This window comes from Peptoniphilus genitalis (genome assembly GCF_023614525.1).
GTDB classification, from domain to species: domain Bacteria; phylum Bacillota; class Clostridia; order Tissierellales; family Peptoniphilaceae; genus Peptoniphilus_A; species Peptoniphilus_A genitalis.
Genome location: NZ_CP097885.1, coordinates 829,611 through 847,610, shown reverse-complemented (window position 1 = coordinate 847,610; position 18,000 = coordinate 829,611). Strand labels below are relative to the sequence as shown.

The 18,000-nt window shown below is 37.4% G+C and carries 17 protein-coding genes and 1 other annotated feature; of the genes, 11 read left to right on the top strand and 6 right to left on the bottom strand.

The window, feature by feature from the left end; translation table 11 throughout:
- Positions 1-52 precede the first annotated feature (52 nt).
- The 3 genes from M9426_RS04040 to citX are packed head-to-tail and all read left to right on the top strand — an operon-like array spanning position 53 to position 2,370.
- Positions 53-877 (top strand): triphosphoribosyl-dephospho-CoA synthase, encoded by an 825-nt coding sequence (locus M9426_RS04040; RefSeq protein WP_250342537.1) that lies wholly within the window; start codon positions 53-55, stop codon positions 875-877.
- Positions 870-1,862 (top strand): [citrate (pro-3S)-lyase] ligase, encoded by a 993-nt coding sequence (citC, locus tag M9426_RS04035; RefSeq protein ID WP_250342536.1) that lies wholly within the window; start codon positions 870-872, stop codon positions 1,860-1,862. Before M9426_RS04040 ends, citC begins: the two co-directional genes overlap by 8 nt.
- Entirely contained in the window at positions 1,849-2,370 is a 522-nt protein-coding gene (gene citX / locus M9426_RS04030) for a citrate lyase holo-[acyl-carrier protein] synthase (RefSeq protein WP_250342535.1), read from the top strand. Before citC ends, citX begins: the two co-directional genes overlap by 14 nt.
- A gap of 91 nt (positions 2,371-2,461) precedes the next feature.
- Here the strand turns inward: citX and M9426_RS04025 are convergent, their stop codons facing one another.
- Positions 2,462-3,712, bottom strand: coding sequence for a CAP and S-layer homology domain-containing protein (locus tag M9426_RS04025; RefSeq protein WP_250342534.1), 1,251 nt, complete (start codon positions 3,710-3,712; stop codon positions 2,462-2,464).
- Positions 3,713-4,014: 302 nt separating this feature from the next.
- Between M9426_RS04025 and M9426_RS04020 the strand changes: the two genes are divergently transcribed.
- The 5 genes from M9426_RS04020 to M9426_RS04000 all read left to right on the top strand — a co-directional run bounded on the left by M9426_RS04020 (position 4,015) and on the right by M9426_RS04000 (position 10,451).
- Positions 4,015-5,304, top strand: a complete 1,290-nt coding sequence (locus tag M9426_RS04020; protein ID WP_250342533.1) for a 2-hydroxycarboxylate transporter family protein — start codon at positions 4,015-4,017, stop codon at positions 5,302-5,304.
- A gap of 16 nt (positions 5,305-5,320) precedes the next feature.
- Positions 5,321-5,602: a citrate lyase acyl carrier protein gene (citD, locus tag M9426_RS04015; protein WP_060799845.1), complete on the top strand. Its 282-nt coding sequence runs from the start codon at positions 5,321-5,323 to the stop codon at positions 5,600-5,602.
- A 4-nt stretch (positions 5,603-5,606) separates the two neighbouring features.
- Positions 5,607-6,506, top strand: coding sequence for a citrate (pro-3S)-lyase subunit beta (gene citE / locus M9426_RS04010; RefSeq protein ID WP_148464791.1), 900 nt, complete (start codon positions 5,607-5,609; stop codon positions 6,504-6,506).
- Positions 6,496-8,043, top strand: a complete 1,548-nt coding sequence (gene citF, locus M9426_RS04005; protein ID WP_250342532.1) for a citrate lyase subunit alpha — start codon at positions 6,496-6,498, stop codon at positions 8,041-8,043. Before citE ends, citF begins: the two co-directional genes overlap by 11 nt.
- A gap of 316 nt (positions 8,044-8,359) precedes the next feature.
- Positions 8,360-8,591, top strand: a binding site (T-box leader).
- 63 nt (positions 8,592-8,654) lie between these two features.
- Entirely contained in the window at positions 8,655-10,451 is a 1,797-nt protein-coding gene (locus M9426_RS04000; protein ID WP_250342531.1) for a homoserine O-acetyltransferase/O-succinyltransferase family protein, read from the top strand.
- Between the two features lie 88 nt (positions 10,452-10,539).
- Here the strand turns inward: M9426_RS04000 and M9426_RS03995 are convergent, their stop codons facing one another.
- From M9426_RS03995 to gap, 3 genes are all read right to left on the bottom strand, one after another.
- Complete coding sequence (locus tag M9426_RS03995; protein WP_250342631.1) at positions 10,540-11,175, bottom strand: polyphosphate kinase 2 family protein; 636 nt, start codon at positions 11,173-11,175, stop codon at positions 10,540-10,542.
- Positions 11,156-11,401: a polyphosphate kinase 2 family protein gene (locus tag M9426_RS03990; protein ID WP_250342530.1), complete on the bottom strand. Its 246-nt coding sequence runs from the start codon at positions 11,399-11,401 to the stop codon at positions 11,156-11,158. Before M9426_RS03990 ends, M9426_RS03995 begins: the two co-directional genes overlap by 20 nt.
- A 121-nt stretch (positions 11,402-11,522) precedes the next feature.
- Positions 11,523-12,542, bottom strand: coding sequence for a type I glyceraldehyde-3-phosphate dehydrogenase (gene gap / locus M9426_RS03985; protein ID WP_060799841.1), 1,020 nt, complete (start codon positions 12,540-12,542; stop codon positions 11,523-11,525).
- A 106-nt stretch (positions 12,543-12,648) separates the two neighbouring features.
- Here gap and M9426_RS03980 point away from each other — a divergent pair, with 106 nt between their 5' ends.
- The 3 genes from M9426_RS03980 (at position 12,649) to M9426_RS03970 (ending at position 15,580) form a co-directional block, all read left to right on the top strand.
- Entirely contained in the window at positions 12,649-13,239 is a 591-nt protein-coding gene (locus tag M9426_RS03980; RefSeq protein ID WP_250342529.1) for an HD domain-containing protein, read from the top strand.
- Between the two features lie 90 nt (positions 13,240-13,329).
- On the top strand, positions 13,330-13,554 hold the full coding sequence (locus M9426_RS03975) for a preprotein translocase subunit SecG (RefSeq protein ID WP_148464788.1): 225 nt from the start codon (positions 13,330-13,332) through the stop codon (positions 13,552-13,554).
- Positions 13,555-13,576: 22 nt separating this feature from the next.
- Positions 13,577-15,580 carry a sodium-translocating pyrophosphatase gene (locus M9426_RS03970; RefSeq protein ID WP_250342528.1) on the top strand — a complete coding sequence of 668 codons (2,004 nt, stop codon included), beginning with the start codon at positions 13,577-13,579 and terminating at the stop codon, positions 15,578-15,580.
- 119 nt (positions 15,581-15,699) lie between these two features.
- Here the strand turns inward: M9426_RS03970 and M9426_RS03965 are convergent, their stop codons facing one another.
- Together M9426_RS03965 and M9426_RS03960 are read right to left on the bottom strand one after the other, a co-directional pair.
- A complete protein-coding gene (locus M9426_RS03965; protein ID WP_250342527.1) occupies positions 15,700-16,302 on the bottom strand; it encodes a CPBP family intramembrane glutamic endopeptidase in 603 nt (200 codons plus the stop codon).
- A 233-nt stretch (positions 16,303-16,535) separates the two neighbouring features.
- Complete coding sequence (locus tag M9426_RS03960; protein WP_250342526.1) at positions 16,536-17,963, bottom strand: leucyl aminopeptidase; 1,428 nt, start codon at positions 17,961-17,963, stop codon at positions 16,536-16,538.
- Positions 17,964-18,000 lie beyond the last annotated feature (37 nt).

Below are 18,000 nucleotides of genomic sequence, written 5' to 3'. Positions count from 1 at the left end.
TAAAAAAGTAGATGAAAGATTTTTTATTTATTATAATGAAGTCGGAGGGATTATGTTAAATTCAGATAAAATCGCAAGACTTGCTAGCTACGCTCTCATCTACGAGGTATCCTTAAGTCCCAAGCCAGGACTTGTTAGCCTAATAGATGTGGGAGCCCATGACGACATGGACTACATGGACTTCTTGAAGTCATCCCTAGTCCTCTACGACTACTTCAAGATTTCCTACGAGCTTGGAGAAAAATCTAAGGGAGAGGACTTCTTGGAGCTTAGAGAATATGGAAAGCTTTACGAAGACAAGATGAAAGCAGTAACTGGCGGAGCCAACACTCACAAGGGAATTATTTTTTCTCTTGGTCTCATGGTTTATGCAAGTGCAATAGAAATGAGAAAAGAAGACTTTTCTTTTGAGAAAGTAATTGACCGAGTGGCTTACCTAAATCGTGGCATAAGCAATGAATTGAAAATTGAAAAGGCAGAAACCCATGGCGAAAAAAATTACAAAAAATATGGACTAAAGGGAATAAGGGAAGAGGCTGAAGAAGGTTTTAAGAAGGCCCTTATGGGACTTGACTTCTTAAAGGAAGCTGAGAAGAAGACAAATTTTGACTACGCCCTCACTGGTACCCTATTTTATTTCATGTCCCTTATCGAGGACTCAAACATAATCAAAAGAGGAGGGCTTGAGGGTCTAGAATTTTTGAAAAAAACTTCGAGTCGTGTCCTTGAAAATAAATTGTACGAAAATGAAGATGGAATGAGAGAAATCCAAAAAATAAATGAGGAGTACAAGAGGAGAAACCTAAGTCCAGGAGGCTGTGCCGACTTTTTGATCCTCACCCTGTATTTTTATCTCTTGGAGGGAAACATTGATTGATTATAGACAAGTTATGAAATTTGAAAAGAAGAATATTGAGAAATTCTTGAAAGACTTTGACATAAACTATGAGAGGGACGTGGACTACACTCTTGTGGCACTTGACGGCGACAAAATTGTTGGGACTGGATCTTGTGCGGGTAGGGTCCTAAAGTGCTTTGCCATTGACCCAGCCTACCAAGGCATGGGAATTACAAATTCAATAATCACAAGGCTCCTTGATCATCAATACGAGATTGGGAATAATCATCTCTTCATCTTTACAAAGCCAAAAAACATTAAGATTTTTGCAGACTTTGGGTTTTCTCTAGTTGAAGAGACAGAAGATGTTGCCCTCTTAGACAATAAGATAGAAGAACTTCACAAGCTCTTAAAAAATATTGAAGACCAGAGGGAGTCTGGCGCAATTGTTATTAACGCCAACCCCATGACCAAGGGTCATCTCTATTTAATTAACGAAGCGAGAAAACAAACTGACCTCTTACACATCTTTATGGTAGAGGAGGACGGGTCTACCTTCCCCTACGACTTTAGGTACAAAATTGTTAAGGAAGAGTTGGAAGAGTATGAGGACGTCATAGTTCACCCTGGCAACGACTATATTATTTCAAAAAACACCTTCCCAACATATTTTTATAAGGACGAAAAAACAATTCTAAAGGCCTATTCAGAACTTGACACGAAAATCTTTGGAAGATACTTTGCAAAAGCCTTAAATATAAAAAAGAGATTTGTGGGAAGCGAAGACAGGGATGTGGTTACGAAAAATTACAACGAGACCATGGAAAGAATCTTGCCAGAATATGGCCTAGAGGTCGTAGAAATTCCAAGGACAAGTCTGGACAATGAAATAATTTCTGCCTCAAAAGTTAGGGCTCTTTTAAAGGAAAGAAAATTTGAAGAAGCTTATAGATTTTTGCCAGAAGCAACAATCAAAGCTCTAAAGTCAGAAGAAGGACAGAGGATAATAAATGATAGACTCTAAGATACTTGCCATGAATAGGATGCTGGAGGCCAAGGAAAAAAGATATTACAAGATCAAGGATCTGACAGAAAGCTATAAGGCCCCAGTCCTTTCCTTTATGTTAAACATTCCTGGCGAAGACAAAAACTTTGAAGAAGCAGTAAGCTTTCACAAAAAATATGTAGAGAAGATTAAAAATCTTTTGGAAGAAAATAAAATAAAAATTTTATTTGAAGACTATCAAAATTTAGTCACAGGCATGGAGTACCTTGCTGTCCTTGATGGCGATGGATGTGTTATAAAAAAACTAATGATGGAAGTTGAAGAAGAATCAATGGGAGGAAGACTCCTGGACCTGGACATCTACGATAAGGACTTCTCACAAATTTCAAGATCATCCCTGGGACTTCCAGAGAGGAAGTGCATAATTTGTGGCGACACAGCAAGGACCTGCATCAAGGAAGAAAGGCACGACCTAAAGGAACTTGAAGAGAGAGTAAGAGAAATTATTAAAGAGACAATGGAATAGCCCTCAAAAAATTTTTGAAATTTTGCTAAATAATCTTGCAAGAAATCATAAAAAAGTCCCCAAGAAGAAATAAATTCTTGGGGATTATTTTTTATTTGTAGTCGCCTCTGAAATGAGTTGTTCCAACAAAGTAGAAAGTCCTCTTACCCTTGTCAACATTTTTTGCGTGATCGCCAAGACGAAGCTGAAGATTTAAATATTTAAATTTTGGATTCATCATGTTGTCACGATGGCCAGGTGAATTCCACCACAAATCATAGAGAGTCTTTGCCATGAACTTTTCATCAGTTAAAAATTTTCGAGTCTTAGGTGCAATATTTCCATTACTAGAAGAATTGATAATCTCAACAAGATTTTCACCGTTAGTAGTTGTAGAAATTTGAGGCTCAAGATAATCTAAAGAAGTTTGCCATGGTCGACCATCTAAGCGTCGGTGAAATTTTCCATTTACATCAATAGATCCATTTGCTACAAGCTCTTCAGAACGAGTTGATGCACCCTTAGTTAAATCATCAGCCCATTCAAGTGGATCACACCCCAAGTTTTGTCTGTCAGCATTAATTAACTTTAAAAATTCTTGATGGAACAAGTCGTGGTTAAAAGTTACTCCCTTGTTAAAGGAATCTATATTTACAATCTCACTATCAACAGCTGCCTTTTTGCCATCAGTGTTTTCTATTTTAATTTCTTTAGGAAGCTCCTTAGTTTTTTCATTTATATTTTCTGGAGCCTTGGTTTCAATCTTATTGATATCATCTGACATGGCGTTATAGACCATTGTAAAGACATGACCACGAGGAGCAAATTTATTTGGCTCAGGGTTTTCAATCCCACTATTAGGACCAATTATCCCCATGGAATTTGCCCAAGCTATCCAAGATGATGGCCAAGTAGATTCCTTCACGTCAGCAGGTGTTAAGTCCGACTTACTTGCCGCAACTAAAATTTTTAAAATCTCAGCGTAAGTGATTTGATTAGAAGGCTTGAAGGATCCATCAGGGTATCCAACAATAGCAGATATGCCCTGTGGATTTTTTATTTGGCTGGCATTTTCAACATAAAACTTTGCCCAATGACCCTTGCCCACATCATTAAAACTTTGCTGGTCATTTTTTTCAACAAGCTCGCCCTTTATTTTTGTAAGAATTACAGCAATTTCAGCACGAGTGATGGGCTTATCTAGTCCAAGGCTGCCATCAGGATAACCAGTAATGATTCCAGCTTTTTGCAAGGTCTCAATTTTTTCGTTATTGTCACTCATACCCTTTGCCAAAAGAGAGCTAGGAGTTAAAAGACAAGAAGCCAATAAAAGAACAAATAAAAGCCTACTAAACTTTTTCATAAAAACCTCCTTGATAAGTAAAAAATTAAAACTTGATAGACAAAAAAGGTCTGATCAAATTGTCGTAGATGAAAATATTTATTAATTATAGTATAAGACATTTACAAATAATTTAATAGATTAAAGTTATATAAAAACACAATATAGTTGAGTAAAATATATTAGCAAAAGTAAATCGATACCACAAATTAAATTTGTTACTATAACAATTTTATGTTTGCGCAAGATGGCGAATTCATCGGGTTAACATCTTGAATAAGAAAGCCTTTCTGGGGTATCATAGAAAAAAGGAGGTTTTTCTATTGAAGAAAAAATATTTTGGACTTAATCTTCCAATGTTATTGGTTTTATCTGCAATTGTTTTTATTGCAACATATATGGGAGTTTTGTCAGAGGATTTAGCGGGCGGAGTTGCCCTGATGTTCGCAATAGGTATTATTTTATATGAAATTGGTGAGAGGATTCCAATTTGGAACACTTATGTTGGTGGTGGACTTGTTCTTGCCTTCTTGGGTACAGCAATTTTAGTTTATCTGCATGTTATACCAGAAGAATATGTAGAACTTATTTCATCTGTTAACTCAAAGCCTATGGGAGTATTAAACTTCTTTATCATAATGCTTATCTCTGGTTCACTTCTTGGACTTAATAGAGACCTTATGATCAAGTCTTTTGCAGGATATATTCCAGCAATCCTTGGTGGAGTTTTAGGTGCTGCCATTCTTGGTATCATTGGAGGACTTTTCTTTGGAGTTTCTCCAGCAAACACTATTTTAAAATACGTTCTTCCTGTAATGGGTGGAGGTAACGGTGCAGGTGCAGTTCCACTAAGTCAAATTTATGAAAGAGTTACAGGAGATGCTGCTGCAAACTACTATGGATTTGCTATTTCAATTCTTACAATTGCAAATATCTTCGCTATTATTGCTGGTGGTATTTTAAATAAGATTGGTGAAGCAAGAAAGGGTCTTACAGGAGACAAGAAAACTCTTATGAGATCAGCTCCTGAAATTGAACAAAATGAAGAAAAATTCACAACACAATTAAAGGACTATGCTGGAGCAATCTTAATGGGTCTTACTTTCTATCAATTAGGTAGGCTTGTAGCTGATAAGATTTGGGATCCACTTGTTCCTTCAGTGCCAATTCACCCATTTGCTTTTATGATTATTATTGTTGCTCTTGCTAATGGACTTGGACTTGTTCCAGGATCACTTAGACAAGCTGCAAAAGAAGTTCAATCTTTCTTCACTAAAAACATTGTAATCTTAATTATGGTTGGTGTTGGTGTTGAAACTGACCTTAATGAACTTATAGCTGCAATTACTTTTGGTAATGTTGTTATGGCATTTTTAATTGTTGTTGGTGCTGTAATTGGTTCAGGACTTGTTGGACACCTTGTAGGATTTTTCTTTGTTGACTCTGCTGTTACAGCAGGTCTATGTATGGCAAACAGAGGTGGATCTGGTGACTTGGCAGTTCTTGGAGCAGCTGACAGAATGGATTTAATTTCTTATGCACAACTTTCATCAAGACTTGGTGGAGGTATAATACTAGTCATAGGATCAATACTCTTTGGAACGCTCATGTAGACTAGGAGGGATTTTTTTGAAACTAAAAAAAGAAGCCATGGCCGGAACTCTTGAGTCAAATGATATTTTAATCACTGTTGACGATGGAAACGGCATATCTATTGAACTGGAAAGTTCAGTAAAAAAACAATTTGGTAAACAAATTGAAAAAGTTATAAGAGAAACTTTAAAAGAATTAGATGTAGAAAATGCAAAAGTTACTGCAGTAGACAAGGGTGCCTTGGACTACACAATTAAAGCAAGAGTAGCAGCAGCATGTTTTAGAGCAGCTGAAAGCACAGAATATAATTGGAGCTGATATTTTGAAAGAGAGATTAAGAAGAACAATGATGTTTCTTCCAGGTAACAACCCTGCAAACATCACTGATGCTCACATCTATGGTCCTGATTCAATTATGATCGACCTTGAAGATGCTACGAGCATAAATCAAAAAGACGCGGCAAGATTTTTAGTTTACAATGCACTAAAAACTCTAGACTACGGAAAAACTGAAGTTGTTGTAAGAATTAACGCCCTTGATACACCTTTTGGACGTGAAGATATTAAGGCAGTTGTAAAGGCTGGGGTAGATGTTATCAGACTACCAAAGTCAGAAACTGCTCAAGATGTTATAGATGTAGATGAAATAATAACAGAAGTTGAAGAAGAAATGGGTTGCCAAGGTAGAACCCTAATGATGGCAGCTATTGAATCTCCAACTGGAGTTATTAATGCAGTTGATATTGCTAAGGCATCACCAAGAATGATGGGTATTGCTCTTGGTGCAGCTGACTATGTTACTAACCTAAAGACTCAAAGGTCTAAACACGGTTGGGAACTTTTCGCAGCAAGAAGTCAAATTGTACTTGCAGCAAGAAATGCAGGCATTGCTTGTTTCGATACAGTTAACACAAACTTAAGCGACATGGATGCCTTTAGAGAAGAAGTTCAATTTATAAAGGACCTTGGCTTTGATGGTAAGTCTGTAATTCACCCTAAACAAATTGCTGTTGTAAATGAAGTTTACACACCAACTGAAAAGGACATTACTAAGTCACTAAGAATTATAGCCGGTTCAAAGGAAGCTGAAAGAAAGGGCTCTGGAGTTATTACAGTTGACGGAAAAATGGTTGACTATCCAGTTATTGCTGGAGCACAAAGAGTTCTAGACCTTGCAGTTGCAAGTGGAGTGCTAAAGAAGGAGGATATTGATGAACTATAATAAAAACGCAGTAGGAAGAGATATCCCTGAATACCTTGAAGGCATTGGCGAACTTGTTCCTTTCAAAGGCGAAGGCAAATATCTTAGAACTGAAAGAAAGGCTTCTCCAAAAATCAGATATGGAAATAGAAGTGAGAAAAAACTTCTAGGTTCTATTGAAGAAGCTGTTAAGAAAAGTGGACTTAAGGATGGAATGACAATTTCCTTCCACCACCACCTAAGAAATGGTGACTATGTTGTAAATATGGTTATGAAAGTTATTGCTGATATGGGCATCAAGGACCTAACACTTGCTCCATCATCACTTTCACCATGCCACGACAAACTAATTCCACTAATTGAAGAAGGTGTTATCACTGGAATTCAATCATCTGGACTAAGAGGAGAACTTGGAGAAAAAATTTCACAAGGTATCCTTAAAAAACCTTGTATCATTCGTTCCCACGGTGGACGTGCAAGAGCTATCGAAGATGGAGAACTTCATATTGACGTAGCTTTCCTTGCAGCACCAGCTTGTGACGAATATGGAAACATTAATGGTCGAGAAGGAAAGGCAGCTTGTGGATCACTTGGTTATGCAATTGTTGACGCACAGTATGCTGATTGTGTAATTGCAATCACAGATAACCTTGTACCATTCCCAAATATTCCTGCTTCAATTGGCATGATGTATGTTGACTATGTTGTAGAAGTTGATGCAATTGGTGATCCAAAGGGAATTGTTTCTGGATCAATTAGATTTAACGACAACCCACGTGACCTATTAATTGCTAACAACGCAGTTAAGGCAATCAAGGCATCTGGACTTTATAAAGATGGATTTAGATTCCAAACTGGTGCAGCAGGTTCAACTCTTGCAGTAGCAAAACTTCTTCGTGAAGAAATGAAAAAAGATGGCATCAAGGCATCAATGGCCCTTGGTGGAATCACAGGTTATATGGTAACAATGCTTGAAGAAGGTCTAATCGATGGTATCTACGATACACAATCCTTTGACCTTGACGCAGTAAGATCAATTCGTGAAAATCCAAAACACTTTGAACAAACTGCATCATCTTACGCAAACCCTAACAACCCAACTCCTGCAGTTAACACTCTTGACTTTGTATTACTTGGAGCTCTTGAAGTTGACACTGACTTCAACGTAAACGTAATGACAAGATCAGACGGAGTTATCAACCAAGCAGTTGGTGGTCACCAAGATACAGCACCAGGTGCAGAAATGTCACTTATACTTGCACCGCTTGTAAGATCAAGAAATCCAATTGTCAAAGACAAGGTTACAACAGTTTGTACACCAGGAGAATCTGTTGACGTAATCTGTACTGACTATGGTATTTCTGTAAATCCAAAGAGACAAGACTTAATCGAAAAATTCCAAAAGGCTGGAATTGAACTTAAGGACATCAAGGAACTACAAGAAATGGCAGAAAAACTTACAGGTAAACCTGAAGAAGTTGAATTCTCTGACGAAGTAGTTGCAGTTGTAGAATACAGAGATGGTTCTATAATCGATGTAATTAAGAAAGAAGCTTAAAAATAAATTCTAACTATACTAATAAAAGGGAGGCAAGAGCCTCTCTTTTTTTGTGGTATTTATAGGGTTATGAGAAATCAATAAGTTTTAATAGCTTACAAAGTAGGAGATAAGTCTAAGTTTATAATAAACTGTGAAGTCATAATATGGTATAAGTTGATAAGAAGTTGTAAGGTGATAAGAAGTTATGAAGTCATAAAGAGCTGTAAAGTGATAAGAACTTATGAGGTCATAAAAAATTATGAACTCATATAATTTAAAACTTACAAATTTTTACTAATTGACATAAAAAAATTTTGATGCTATTATAATAAAAAATAACTCAATAAGAGGAAGAGTATCCTTTTTGACTGATTAAAGAGAGCTTCGTTTGGTGAGAGAAGTAGAAGAAGATTAGGAGAACATGGTCCTTCTTGAGGGTCTATCGATATTTAGATAGGCACGGGCGCGCCCGTTATAGCGATAGAGTATGATAGTACTTGAAGAGTCTTTCAACGCGAGTTGTAAGAGAATTAAGGTGGTAACACGAAATAGCTTTCGTCCTTTATGGATGGAAGCTTTTTTTATTGTCTTCCTTCCTCAAGTACAAATAAAAAAAGAGGAGAATAGAAATGCCGTTAATAATACCAAGAGATTTAATCGTTGAAGAAGTTTTACAAAGAGAGAATATTTTTACAATGAGGGATTCCTCTGCCATTAAGCAGGACATAAGGCCCCTTAGCATTGCCATTGTAAACTTGATGCCCAAGAAGGAAGAAACTGAGTTACAACTCTTGAGGATGCTTTCAAACACAGCCCTTCAAATTAATATTGACCTTGTTAGGATGGAGTCCTATGACCCAAACAACTCCGACACTAAGAGGTTGAAGTCCTTTTACAAGACTTACGATGACATAAAAAACAACAAGTATGACGCCATGATAATTACTGGGGCGCCCATTGAGACCCTAGCCTATGAAAAAATAAAATACTGGGACGAGCTAAAGACAATTTTTGAATTCGCCAAGAAGAATGTATACTCCACAATGTTTATCTGCTGGTCTGCCCAAGCTGCCCTCTACCACTACTACAAGATTGAGCACAAGCTTAGCGATGAAAAAATCTTTGGAGTATTTGAGTTTGACAAGCTAAAAGAAAATAAAATTGTAAAGGGATTTGATGATAGCTTCTTGGTTCCAACATCAAGACACACTTATGTTGACGTCGAAGACTTTGAAGACTTTTCTGACTTGGAAGTCCTTGCGGCAAGACCTGACACTGGAGTATCCCTTGTGACAACTAAGGACAATAGGTTCGTCTTTAACTTTGGCCACTGGGAATACGACAAGGACACCCTCCACAATGAGTACATCAGGGACCTTTCTCAAGGCAAAAAGATCAGCCCACCAATAAATTATTATGAAGACAACGACCCTAAGAAGGACATAAAAATTAGGTGGAGGTCTGCGGGCAACCTCTTCTTCTCCAACTGGCTCAACTATTGTGTCTACCAAGAAACTCCTTTTGCCATTGACAGCATTGAGGGCAAATCAGTTTCAAAATTTGGCGGCAGCTCCCTAAAGGATGCAGGACAATTTGCAAAGGTGAAGAAAATCATCTTCTCCAAGGAGGACAGGGATGTAATTGTGGTTTCTGCACCGGGAAGAAGGTTTAAAAAGGATACAAAGATCACTGACGAATTGATTTCTCTTTCTGATAAAAACTTGAGGATTGAAGAAGTTAGGGAAATTATCAAGTCCCTTGAAGAAGAGTTGGAAGTACAGAACTTAACTCGTGACAAGCAAGTAGAAAAAATTAAAAACAGGTTTTTGTCCATAGCAGAGGACCTGGGACTTGAAGAATTTTGGAATGATGAATTGAAATTTGTCTTTGACGAGATAAAAGATTCTAGGGACAAGGACTTTATTGTGTCCAGGGGAGAATACTTAAATGCCAAGCTCCTTGCCAAATATTTGAACTACGACTTTATCGATGCTAAAGACCTAATTATCTTTGACGAGAGGGGACAAGTTGACATAGAAAAGTCCAAGAGGGCAATCCAAAGTCACATTGGAGAAAATAAAAAGGCAGTTGTCCCAGGCTTCTATGGCAGCGACAAAGAGGGCAAGATTGTAACATTTACAAGGGGAGGCAGCGACTACACAGGAAGCCTCATTGCCTATGCTCTTGACTCCAAGGTCTACGAAAACTGGACTGACGTAAATGGTATCATGACATCTGACCCCAACAGAGACCCAGATGCTAAGACTATTGACAAGCTTTCCTACACAGAGCTAAAGGAAATAATCGGCGAGGGAGCCCAAGTCTATCAAGAAGATGCCATAAGCCCCGTTGCAAAGAAAAACATAACTATAAAAATACTAAACACCAACAACCCAGAAAATCACGGGACAATTATAAAGGATTAAAAAAGGACCAAGGCTCACCACCTTGGTCTATTTTCTTCTATTATACTTTTATACTTTTAACTTTTATAAGATCAACTAGGGGTCAAAATTAAATTTCTTTATTTCTTAACTTTTTAGCAATTTCCTCTGCCTTTTTCTTATCTTCACCAGTGAAAGTTGGATACTTTGGATTGATTTCTTCTATTGTATCAATAAGGGCAAGAGTTGCAATCTTTCTTGATAGCCAAGGGTTGTCTGCTGGAAGGACATACCATGGAGCAAGTTCTGTTGAAGTGTTGTTTAACATCTCTTCGAAGGCTACTTGGTACTTGTCCCAATTGTCCCTGTCTTCTAAGTCAGAGAAGGAAAACTCAGAATTTTGTTTTGGGTCCTCAATTCTTTCAAGGAGTCTTTTTCTTTGCTCATCCTTAGAAACATTGAAGAAAAACTTCACTACTTTAAAGCCATTTTCAACTAGGTATTCTTCAAAGTTGTTTATGTGCTTGTATCTCTTTTTCCATAAATCTTTGTCATTTCTAATTTCTTCTGGAAGATGACCTAGGGTATCATAGATTTTTGGTGAAATAATATCTTCGTAGTAGGAACGGTTTAAGATGGCAACTTCGCCTCTCTTCGGAAGGCCCTTAGCCATTCTCCAAAGGTAGTCGTGGGCATTTTCTTCATCAGTTGGCTTGCCATAGGAAGTGTTCTTTAGACCTTGGGGCTCAAGATTTGAAAAAAATATATTTTATTATCTCGTCCTTGCCTGCAGCGTCAATGGCTTGGAGGACTACAAGAATCCCCTGCTTGGATTCTGCAAAAAGTTTTTCGTGAAGTTCTCTTAACCTTGGTACAAGTTCTTCGTAGACTTCCTTTTTTATGTCCTCATCTCTTTCTTCGCTAACAATTTTTTCTGCCAATTCTTCTATTTTTATTTTCTCGCCTGTGAGTTTATATTTATCTTTAAGCATTAGCTTCTCCTTTATCAGTGGTCAAAAAATTTTCAATCATTTACAAGCTAATGATAACCCATAAAAAAATCTTAGGCAAATAAAAAAAGGCCTGCCTGTGCAAGCCTCCTAATAAATTTAATTATAGAGATTCAACGATTTTTTCTGTTAGGTCAATAACTCTTTCTGTGTAACCCCATTCGTTGTCGTACCAAGAAATAAGTTTAACCATTTTGCCGTTAACAGTTGTAAGAAGTGAATCGAAAATAGATGAGTGAGTGTCGCCAATAATATCAGAAGAAACAATTTCGTCTTCAGAGTAAGCAAGGATTCCCTTTAATTCATTTTCAGATGCCTTCTTTATAGCTGCGTTGATTTCTTCAACTGTAGCTTCTTTTTCAAGTTCAAAAGTAACGTCAACTAATGATCCAGTTGGAACAGGAACTCTTAGGGCAAAGCCAGTTAAGATTCCGTCAACTTCTGGAATAACTTTTCCAACAGCCTTAGCTGCACCAGTTGAAGTTGGAATAATATTTTCTGCTCCCATTCTTGCACGTCTCATGTCCTTCTTGTGAACACCGTCGTGGATGTTTTGGTCGTTAGTGTAAGCGTGAACAGTGGACATAAGTCCCCTCTTGATTCCAAAGTTTTCTAAGATAACCTTAGTTACTGGAGCAAGACAGTTTGTTGTACAAGATGCGTTAGAGATAATGTCGTCCTTTTCTGGGTCGTACTTGTCGTCGTTAACACCCATTACAACTGTAAGCATCTTGCCCTTGCCTGGAGAAGTTAAGACAACTTTCTTTGCACCACTTTCAAGGTGACCTCTTGCTTGTTCTTCGTCCTTGAAGGCACCAGATGAATCGATTACAACATCAACACCAAGCTCTTTCCAGTTCATCTTGTCTGGAGTTTTTGATTCAACGAAAGTAACTTTCTTTCCATTGATGATCATTCCGTCGTCAGTGAATTCAATTTCACCAGGGAATTTTCTATAGATTGTATCGTATTTAAATAGGTGAGTTCTTTCTTTTAAAGTTTTTTCTAAATTTCTTACAGCTACGTGAGTAACTTCAAAATTAACATCATCTCTTAGGGCCCAGATTCTTAGTGCGTCTCTACCAATTCTACCAAAGCCCATTATGCCAACATTTTTTTTCATAAAAACCTCCATTGTTCATTGCATTCTTATCTTCATTATAACATAAGTAGATAAAAGTGAAATTCAAAAATTATTGTGATAGAATTAGGAAAAAGGAAGTGGGATTATGAAGATTGGAATAAGTAGAGAAGATGCCTTAAAGCTTTTAAAGGAATACAACAAGGAAGAATTCCACATAAGACATGCCTTGACTCTTGAAAGTGTTATGGGTTACTTTGCAGAAGAGTACGACAAGGACAATGTAGACTTTTGGAAGATGGCAGGACTTCTTCACGACGTGGACTATGAAAGATATCCTGAAGAACATCTAAAGAATACGCCAGAGATTTTAAGTGGGGCAGGTGGAAGTGAGGAATTAATTCACGCAATAATGTCTCATGGGTCTGGAATATGTTCTGATGTTGAACCAGAACTCTTTATGGAGAAGGTCCTCTTCGCTGCAGATGAGCTTACAGGATTAATTTATGCAGCTTCACTTATGAGGCCATCAAAGAGCACCAAGGACATGAACCTAAAGAGTGTAAAGAAAAAGTTTAAGGACAAGAAGTTCGCAGAAGGCTGCTCTCGAGATGTAATAAAAAGAGGGGCAGAAAAGCTTGGCTGGGAACTTGATGACCTAATAGAAAAAACTCTACTTGCAATGCAAGATAGGGAGGACTTAATCGAAGAAGGCTTAAAAAAGGAAGTAACTTGTTAAAAAAAGCCAAATTATCGTATAAATTCGTTGATTAGCAAGCCTTGCTGTGTTAGAATTTATATGTTATAGAAATTTAAGGGAGGTATAAGTTTGCAAACTTTATTATCTATTATAATTATTATTGCGAGCATAATTGTAATAACTGTAGTTGCACAAATGGAATCAGAACAAGCTGGTCTAGGAACTCTTCAAGGCGAAGAAACTAGCATGTGGGGATCTCATAAGGGTTCTAGTAAAAAAGATATCCAAAACAAAGTTGTTATTGGTTCAAGCATCGTTTTTGTACTTGCACTTATTGTATTAGCTGCAATTTAATTAAAATTTAAGGAGGATTAGAATGAATATGTTATATCTAGCTCCTATCGTCGGCGTTTTGGCACTACTATTTGCTGCATACAAGGCAAGTTTCGTGTCAAGACAAGATGCCGGAAATGAAAGAATGAAGGAAATTTCATCTTACATTTCAGAAGGAGCTATGGCATTTTTAACAAGAGAATACAAAGCTCTTGTTGTATTTGTCGTTGTACTTGCAATTATCTTGGCAGTAGGACTTAAATCAATTCCAACTGCTATTTGTTTCATAGTAGGAGCTATCTTTTCAGTAGCTGCTGGTTATGTTGGTATGAAGGTTGCTACAAAAGCAAACGTTAGAACAACAAACGCAGCATGGAAGGGTGGCCTAGGTAAAGCCCTTGACGTTGCCTTTTCAGGTGGAGTTGTAATGGGAATGTGCGTTGTTGGATTAGGAATTATTGGTATTTCTTGCGCATACTTCCTAACAGGTGGACAAACTGAAATCATTACAGGATTTTCACTTGGAGCATCATCTATTGCACTTTTTGCAAGAGTTGGTGGTGGTATCTACACTAAGGCTGCAGACGTTGGAGCTGACCTTGTAGGTAAAGTTGAAGCTGGTATCCCAGAAGACGACCCAAGAAACCCTGCAGTTATCGCTGATAACGTAGGAGATAACGTTGGGGACGTTGCTGGTATGGGAGCTGACTTATTTGAATCATACGTTGGAGCACTTCTTTCAGTTATTACTCTTGGAGTTGTAGCTTACGGAGAAGAAGGCGTTACATTTGGTATGCTTGTTGCAACAATTGGTATTCTTGCATCAATTGTAGCTGCTTTCTTTGTAAAGGGAGACAAGAACCCACAAAAGGCTCTTAACGCAGGTGAATATGTAGCAGCTGCTGTTACTATGATCGCTTCAGCACTTTTATCAAATCACATCTTTGGAAGTTTTTCACCATTTGCACCAGTAATCATTGGTATTGCAGTTGGTCTAATAATTTCTAAATTCACAGAATATTACACAGCTGATGATTATGCACCAGTTAAGAGAATTGGAGCAGAATCAGAAACTGGTTCTTCAACAAATATTATTGCTGGACTTTCTGTTGGTATGATGTCAACAGTTGGACCAATCATCATCATCGCTATTGGTATTATTGCAGCTTACCTTGGAGCTGGCGGAAGCGCAGATCCAATCGTAGGACTTTACGGAATTTCTCTTGCAGCTGTTGGTATGCTTTCAACAACTGGTATGACAATTGCCGTAGATGCTTATGGACCAATCGCAGACAACGCTGGTGGTATTGCAGAAATGTGTGAACTACCAGAAGACGTTCGTGATATCACAGACTCACTTGACTCTGTTGGTAATACAACAGCAGCTATAGGAAAGGGATTTGCAATTGGATCAGCAGCACTTACTGCTCTTGCACTTTTCGTTTCTTACATTAACGCTACTGGCCTAACAGGAATTGATATTTCTAAGCCAGAAGTTATTGCTGCAACTTTCGTTGGTGGTATGCTTCCATTTGCCTTCTCTGCACTTACTATGTCAGCAGTAGGTAACGCAGCATCAGAAATGATCGACGAAGTTAGAAGACAATTCAGAGAAATTCCTGGAATCATGGAAGGTAAAGCAAGACCTGACTATGCAAGATGTGTTGACATCTCAACAGGTGCTGCTCTTAAGCAAATGGTTGTACCGGGACTAATCGCTGTAATTGTTCCAGTACTAGTAGGTCTACTACTTGGTACAGAAGCCCTAGGTGGACTTCAAGCCGGAGCTCTTGTAACAGGCGTACTAATGGCAATCTTTATGTCAAACGCTGGTGGAGCTTGGGACAACGCTAAGAAATACATTGAAGGTGGAGCACACGGTGGTAAGGGTTCAGAAGCTCACAAGGCAGCTGTAACTGGAGACACAGTTGGTGACCCATTCAAAGATACATCAGGACCTTCTCTTAATATTCTAATTAAACTTATAACTGTTGTATCCCTTGTATTCGCACCACTATTTGTTGCATACGGCGGACTATTCCTATAAAAAAATAAATCTGTTAGAGAGAAATCTCTAGCAGATTTTTTATTGCAAACTATATTAACTTTTATGGACTCTGTCAGGATTATTTGGCAGAGTTTTTTTATAATTTAAAGAAAACTAAATTAAATATAAAAGGCAGCATAAAGACCAGCAATAAAATTAGAAAATGCATGTATAATCCAACTAGGAATAATTGATCCATCTGATGATTTTTCATTTACATAGCCCATAGATAAGGCTATAAGGCTTGTTAATAAAATAATTAAAATAGATTTTAAATTACCAACAAGAGGAAAGAACATCACTCCATGCAATATACCAAATAGTAGTCCTTGTATAAAATTTGCCTTAGCAAATCCCAACTTATTGGCAAGTCTTTTTAAGATAAAGCCTCTGAATAAGATTTCTTCAGGAAAAGAAGTATTAAAGACTGCATAGATAAAAATTGCAGGAAGGGCAGCAAACCTAAGTCCTTGGAATTCTGTAGTTGCATTTTCTATATTTTTTAAGCTATTAAGAAGAATTAAGCTTATCAATAAATAAAAAGTTGTCACTATAATAATTGCAAGTGCTGTCTTCTTAGCTCCTTTTATTTTTTTCAGTCCTATCCAATCTGTAAACCTTTCTTGTTTTCTTGCTGAAAAGTACCAGAAAAGAAAGGGAAGGAGAGAAAATAATATGATTTCTAGTAAACTGTTGATGATTTTATTTATTGCTAAGGTCATTTTGTACTCCCAATTAAAATAATATTTGTAACTACTTAGGCATAAAATTTTAAGAATTTAACTCATGCTTAAAGTATAAAAACTTTAAAGGCTAATTAATATTTTTTATTGTAGCACAAGAAAATATTATTTTTTCTAGCTTCTTTTAAAATTTTTGTAAAATTTTTATAAAAGCTTCTTACAAAAAAACCACCAGCCTGTGAATTTAGCCAGTGGTTGTGATTTAAAATTTATTAGCAATCTGTTGGGTCTAGTAGGTTGTTTAATGTCTTTACGTGAATTCCAGTTGCATTCTTTGGAAGGTAACCTGACTTCTTGTCCCTATAAGCTGTTGCTGCTATGTCTAGGTGGACCCAAGGAGTGTTTTCTTTTACGAATTCGCCAACGAAAAGTCCTGCTGTAACGGACCCTGCTTGTCTACCAGATGTGTTCTTGATGTCAGCAACTTCTGACTTGTTTAACTTCTTGTAGTCTTCGTCGTAAGGGAAGGCCCACATTTTTTCTCCAGCTAGCTTACCAGCTTCAAGGACTTCCTTGTAAAAGTCTTCGTTATTTGTAACTGCACCTGTGTAAACTTCTCCAAGGGCAATTGTAACTGCGCCAGTAAGGGTTGCAAGGTCAATAATTTTTTCTGCTCCAAGATCATTTGTCGCATAGTGGACTGCATCGGCAAGAGTAATTCTTCCTTCAGCGTCAGTGTTTGCAACTTCAATTGTAAGTCCCTTCATGGAGTCTATTACGTCGCCAGACTTGTAAGCCTGACCTGAAATCATATTTTCACAAGCTGCAACTACGCCAACTATATTTGTCTTTGCCTTGTTCTTTGCAAGGGCATAGATTGTGCCAATAACCGTACCTGCTCCACCCATGTCGCAGTGCATGTAGTTCATGCCAGATGGGGACTTGATGTTGTAGCCACCTGAGTCGTAAGTTAGTCCCTTACCAACAAGGGCAACTTTTTCTGTGTCGGCGTTTTTGTATTCCATTACAATAAGTCTTGGACGATTTGTAGCACCTGCTGCAACTCTTAAAAAAGCCTTCATGCCAATTTTTTCGATTTCGTCTTCTTCATAAACTGTTACCTTAACGCCAGCTTCTTCTAATTTTTCTTTAGCAATATTAGCAAGAGTCTCTGGATAAATTACATTGGCTCTTTCATTTACAAGGTCTCTTGCAAGGAAGACCCCGTCCATAATATTTTCTATCTTATCAAGACCCTCTCTTAATTTTGCTTCAGGTCCCCTAAAGGCAGTATAGTTTACTGTAAGTTCAAAGTCAGCCTTCTTTTCTTTTACATCAGTTTTCTTTGTGAATTCATATTCACCTTGGCGAAGTCCTTCGTAGGCTGCCATAATAGTTTTCTTATTGCAGATTGAAAGCTCTGGCATTTTTATTTCAACTTCATGCTCTTGGTTGTCTCTTAAAATATTTCCAAGTTCGAAGAAAAGATTTCTCACATCTTCAAGGTCAAGTTCATCATCGCCAAGTCCCATGAAGATTTCAGATTCTTCTTCAAAGCTAGGAAGGTATAAACTTTCCTTAAACTTATAAGCGAACTTTTTCTTTTCAAGATACTCTTTGATTTCACTAGGAAGCTCTTGATCTTTTTTAACGAAGTGGACCTTTAGTCCTCCTTCTTTATACAAATTAAACTTTATCATAATTCACCTCTTATCTTAATTATACATGAGATTTAAA

What these genes read in the sequence shown, in the direction of transcription:
- citF (WP_250342532.1), top strand. Translation starts at nt 6,496, where the DNA reads ATGAACTATAATAAAAACGCAGTAGGAAGAGATATCCCTGAATACCTT.
- M9426_RS03980 (WP_250342529.1), top strand. Translation starts at nt 12,649, where the DNA reads ATGAAGATTGGAATAAGTAGAGAAGATGCCTTAAAGCTTTTAAAGGAA.
- M9426_RS04000 (WP_250342531.1), top strand. Translation starts at nt 8,655, where the DNA reads ATGCCGTTAATAATACCAAGAGATTTAATCGTTGAAGAAGTTTTACAA.
- M9426_RS03970 (WP_250342528.1), top strand. Translation starts at nt 13,577, where the DNA reads ATGAATATGTTATATCTAGCTCCTATCGTCGGCGTTTTGGCACTACTA.
- M9426_RS03960 (WP_250342526.1), bottom strand. Translation starts at nt 17,963, where the DNA reads ATGATAAAGTTTAATTTGTATAAAGAAGGAGGACTAAAGGTCCACTTC.
- M9426_RS03965 (WP_250342527.1), bottom strand. Translation starts at nt 16,302, where the DNA reads ATGACCTTAGCAATAAATAAAATCATCAACAGTTTACTAGAAATCATA.
- M9426_RS03990 (WP_250342530.1), bottom strand. Translation starts at nt 11,401, where the DNA reads ATGCTTAAAGATAAATATAAACTCACAGGCGAGAAAATAAAAATAGAA.
- gap (WP_060799841.1), bottom strand. Translation starts at nt 12,542, where the DNA reads ATGAAAAAAAATGTTGGCATAATGGGCTTTGGTAGAATTGGTAGAGAC.
- M9426_RS04025 (WP_250342534.1), bottom strand. Translation starts at nt 3,712, where the DNA reads ATGAAAAAGTTTAGTAGGCTTTTATTTGTTCTTTTATTGGCTTCTTGT.
- citX (WP_250342535.1), top strand. Translation starts at nt 1,849, where the DNA reads ATGATAGACTCTAAGATACTTGCCATGAATAGGATGCTGGAGGCCAAG.
- M9426_RS04040 (WP_250342537.1), top strand. Translation starts at nt 53, where the DNA reads ATGTTAAATTCAGATAAAATCGCAAGACTTGCTAGCTACGCTCTCATC.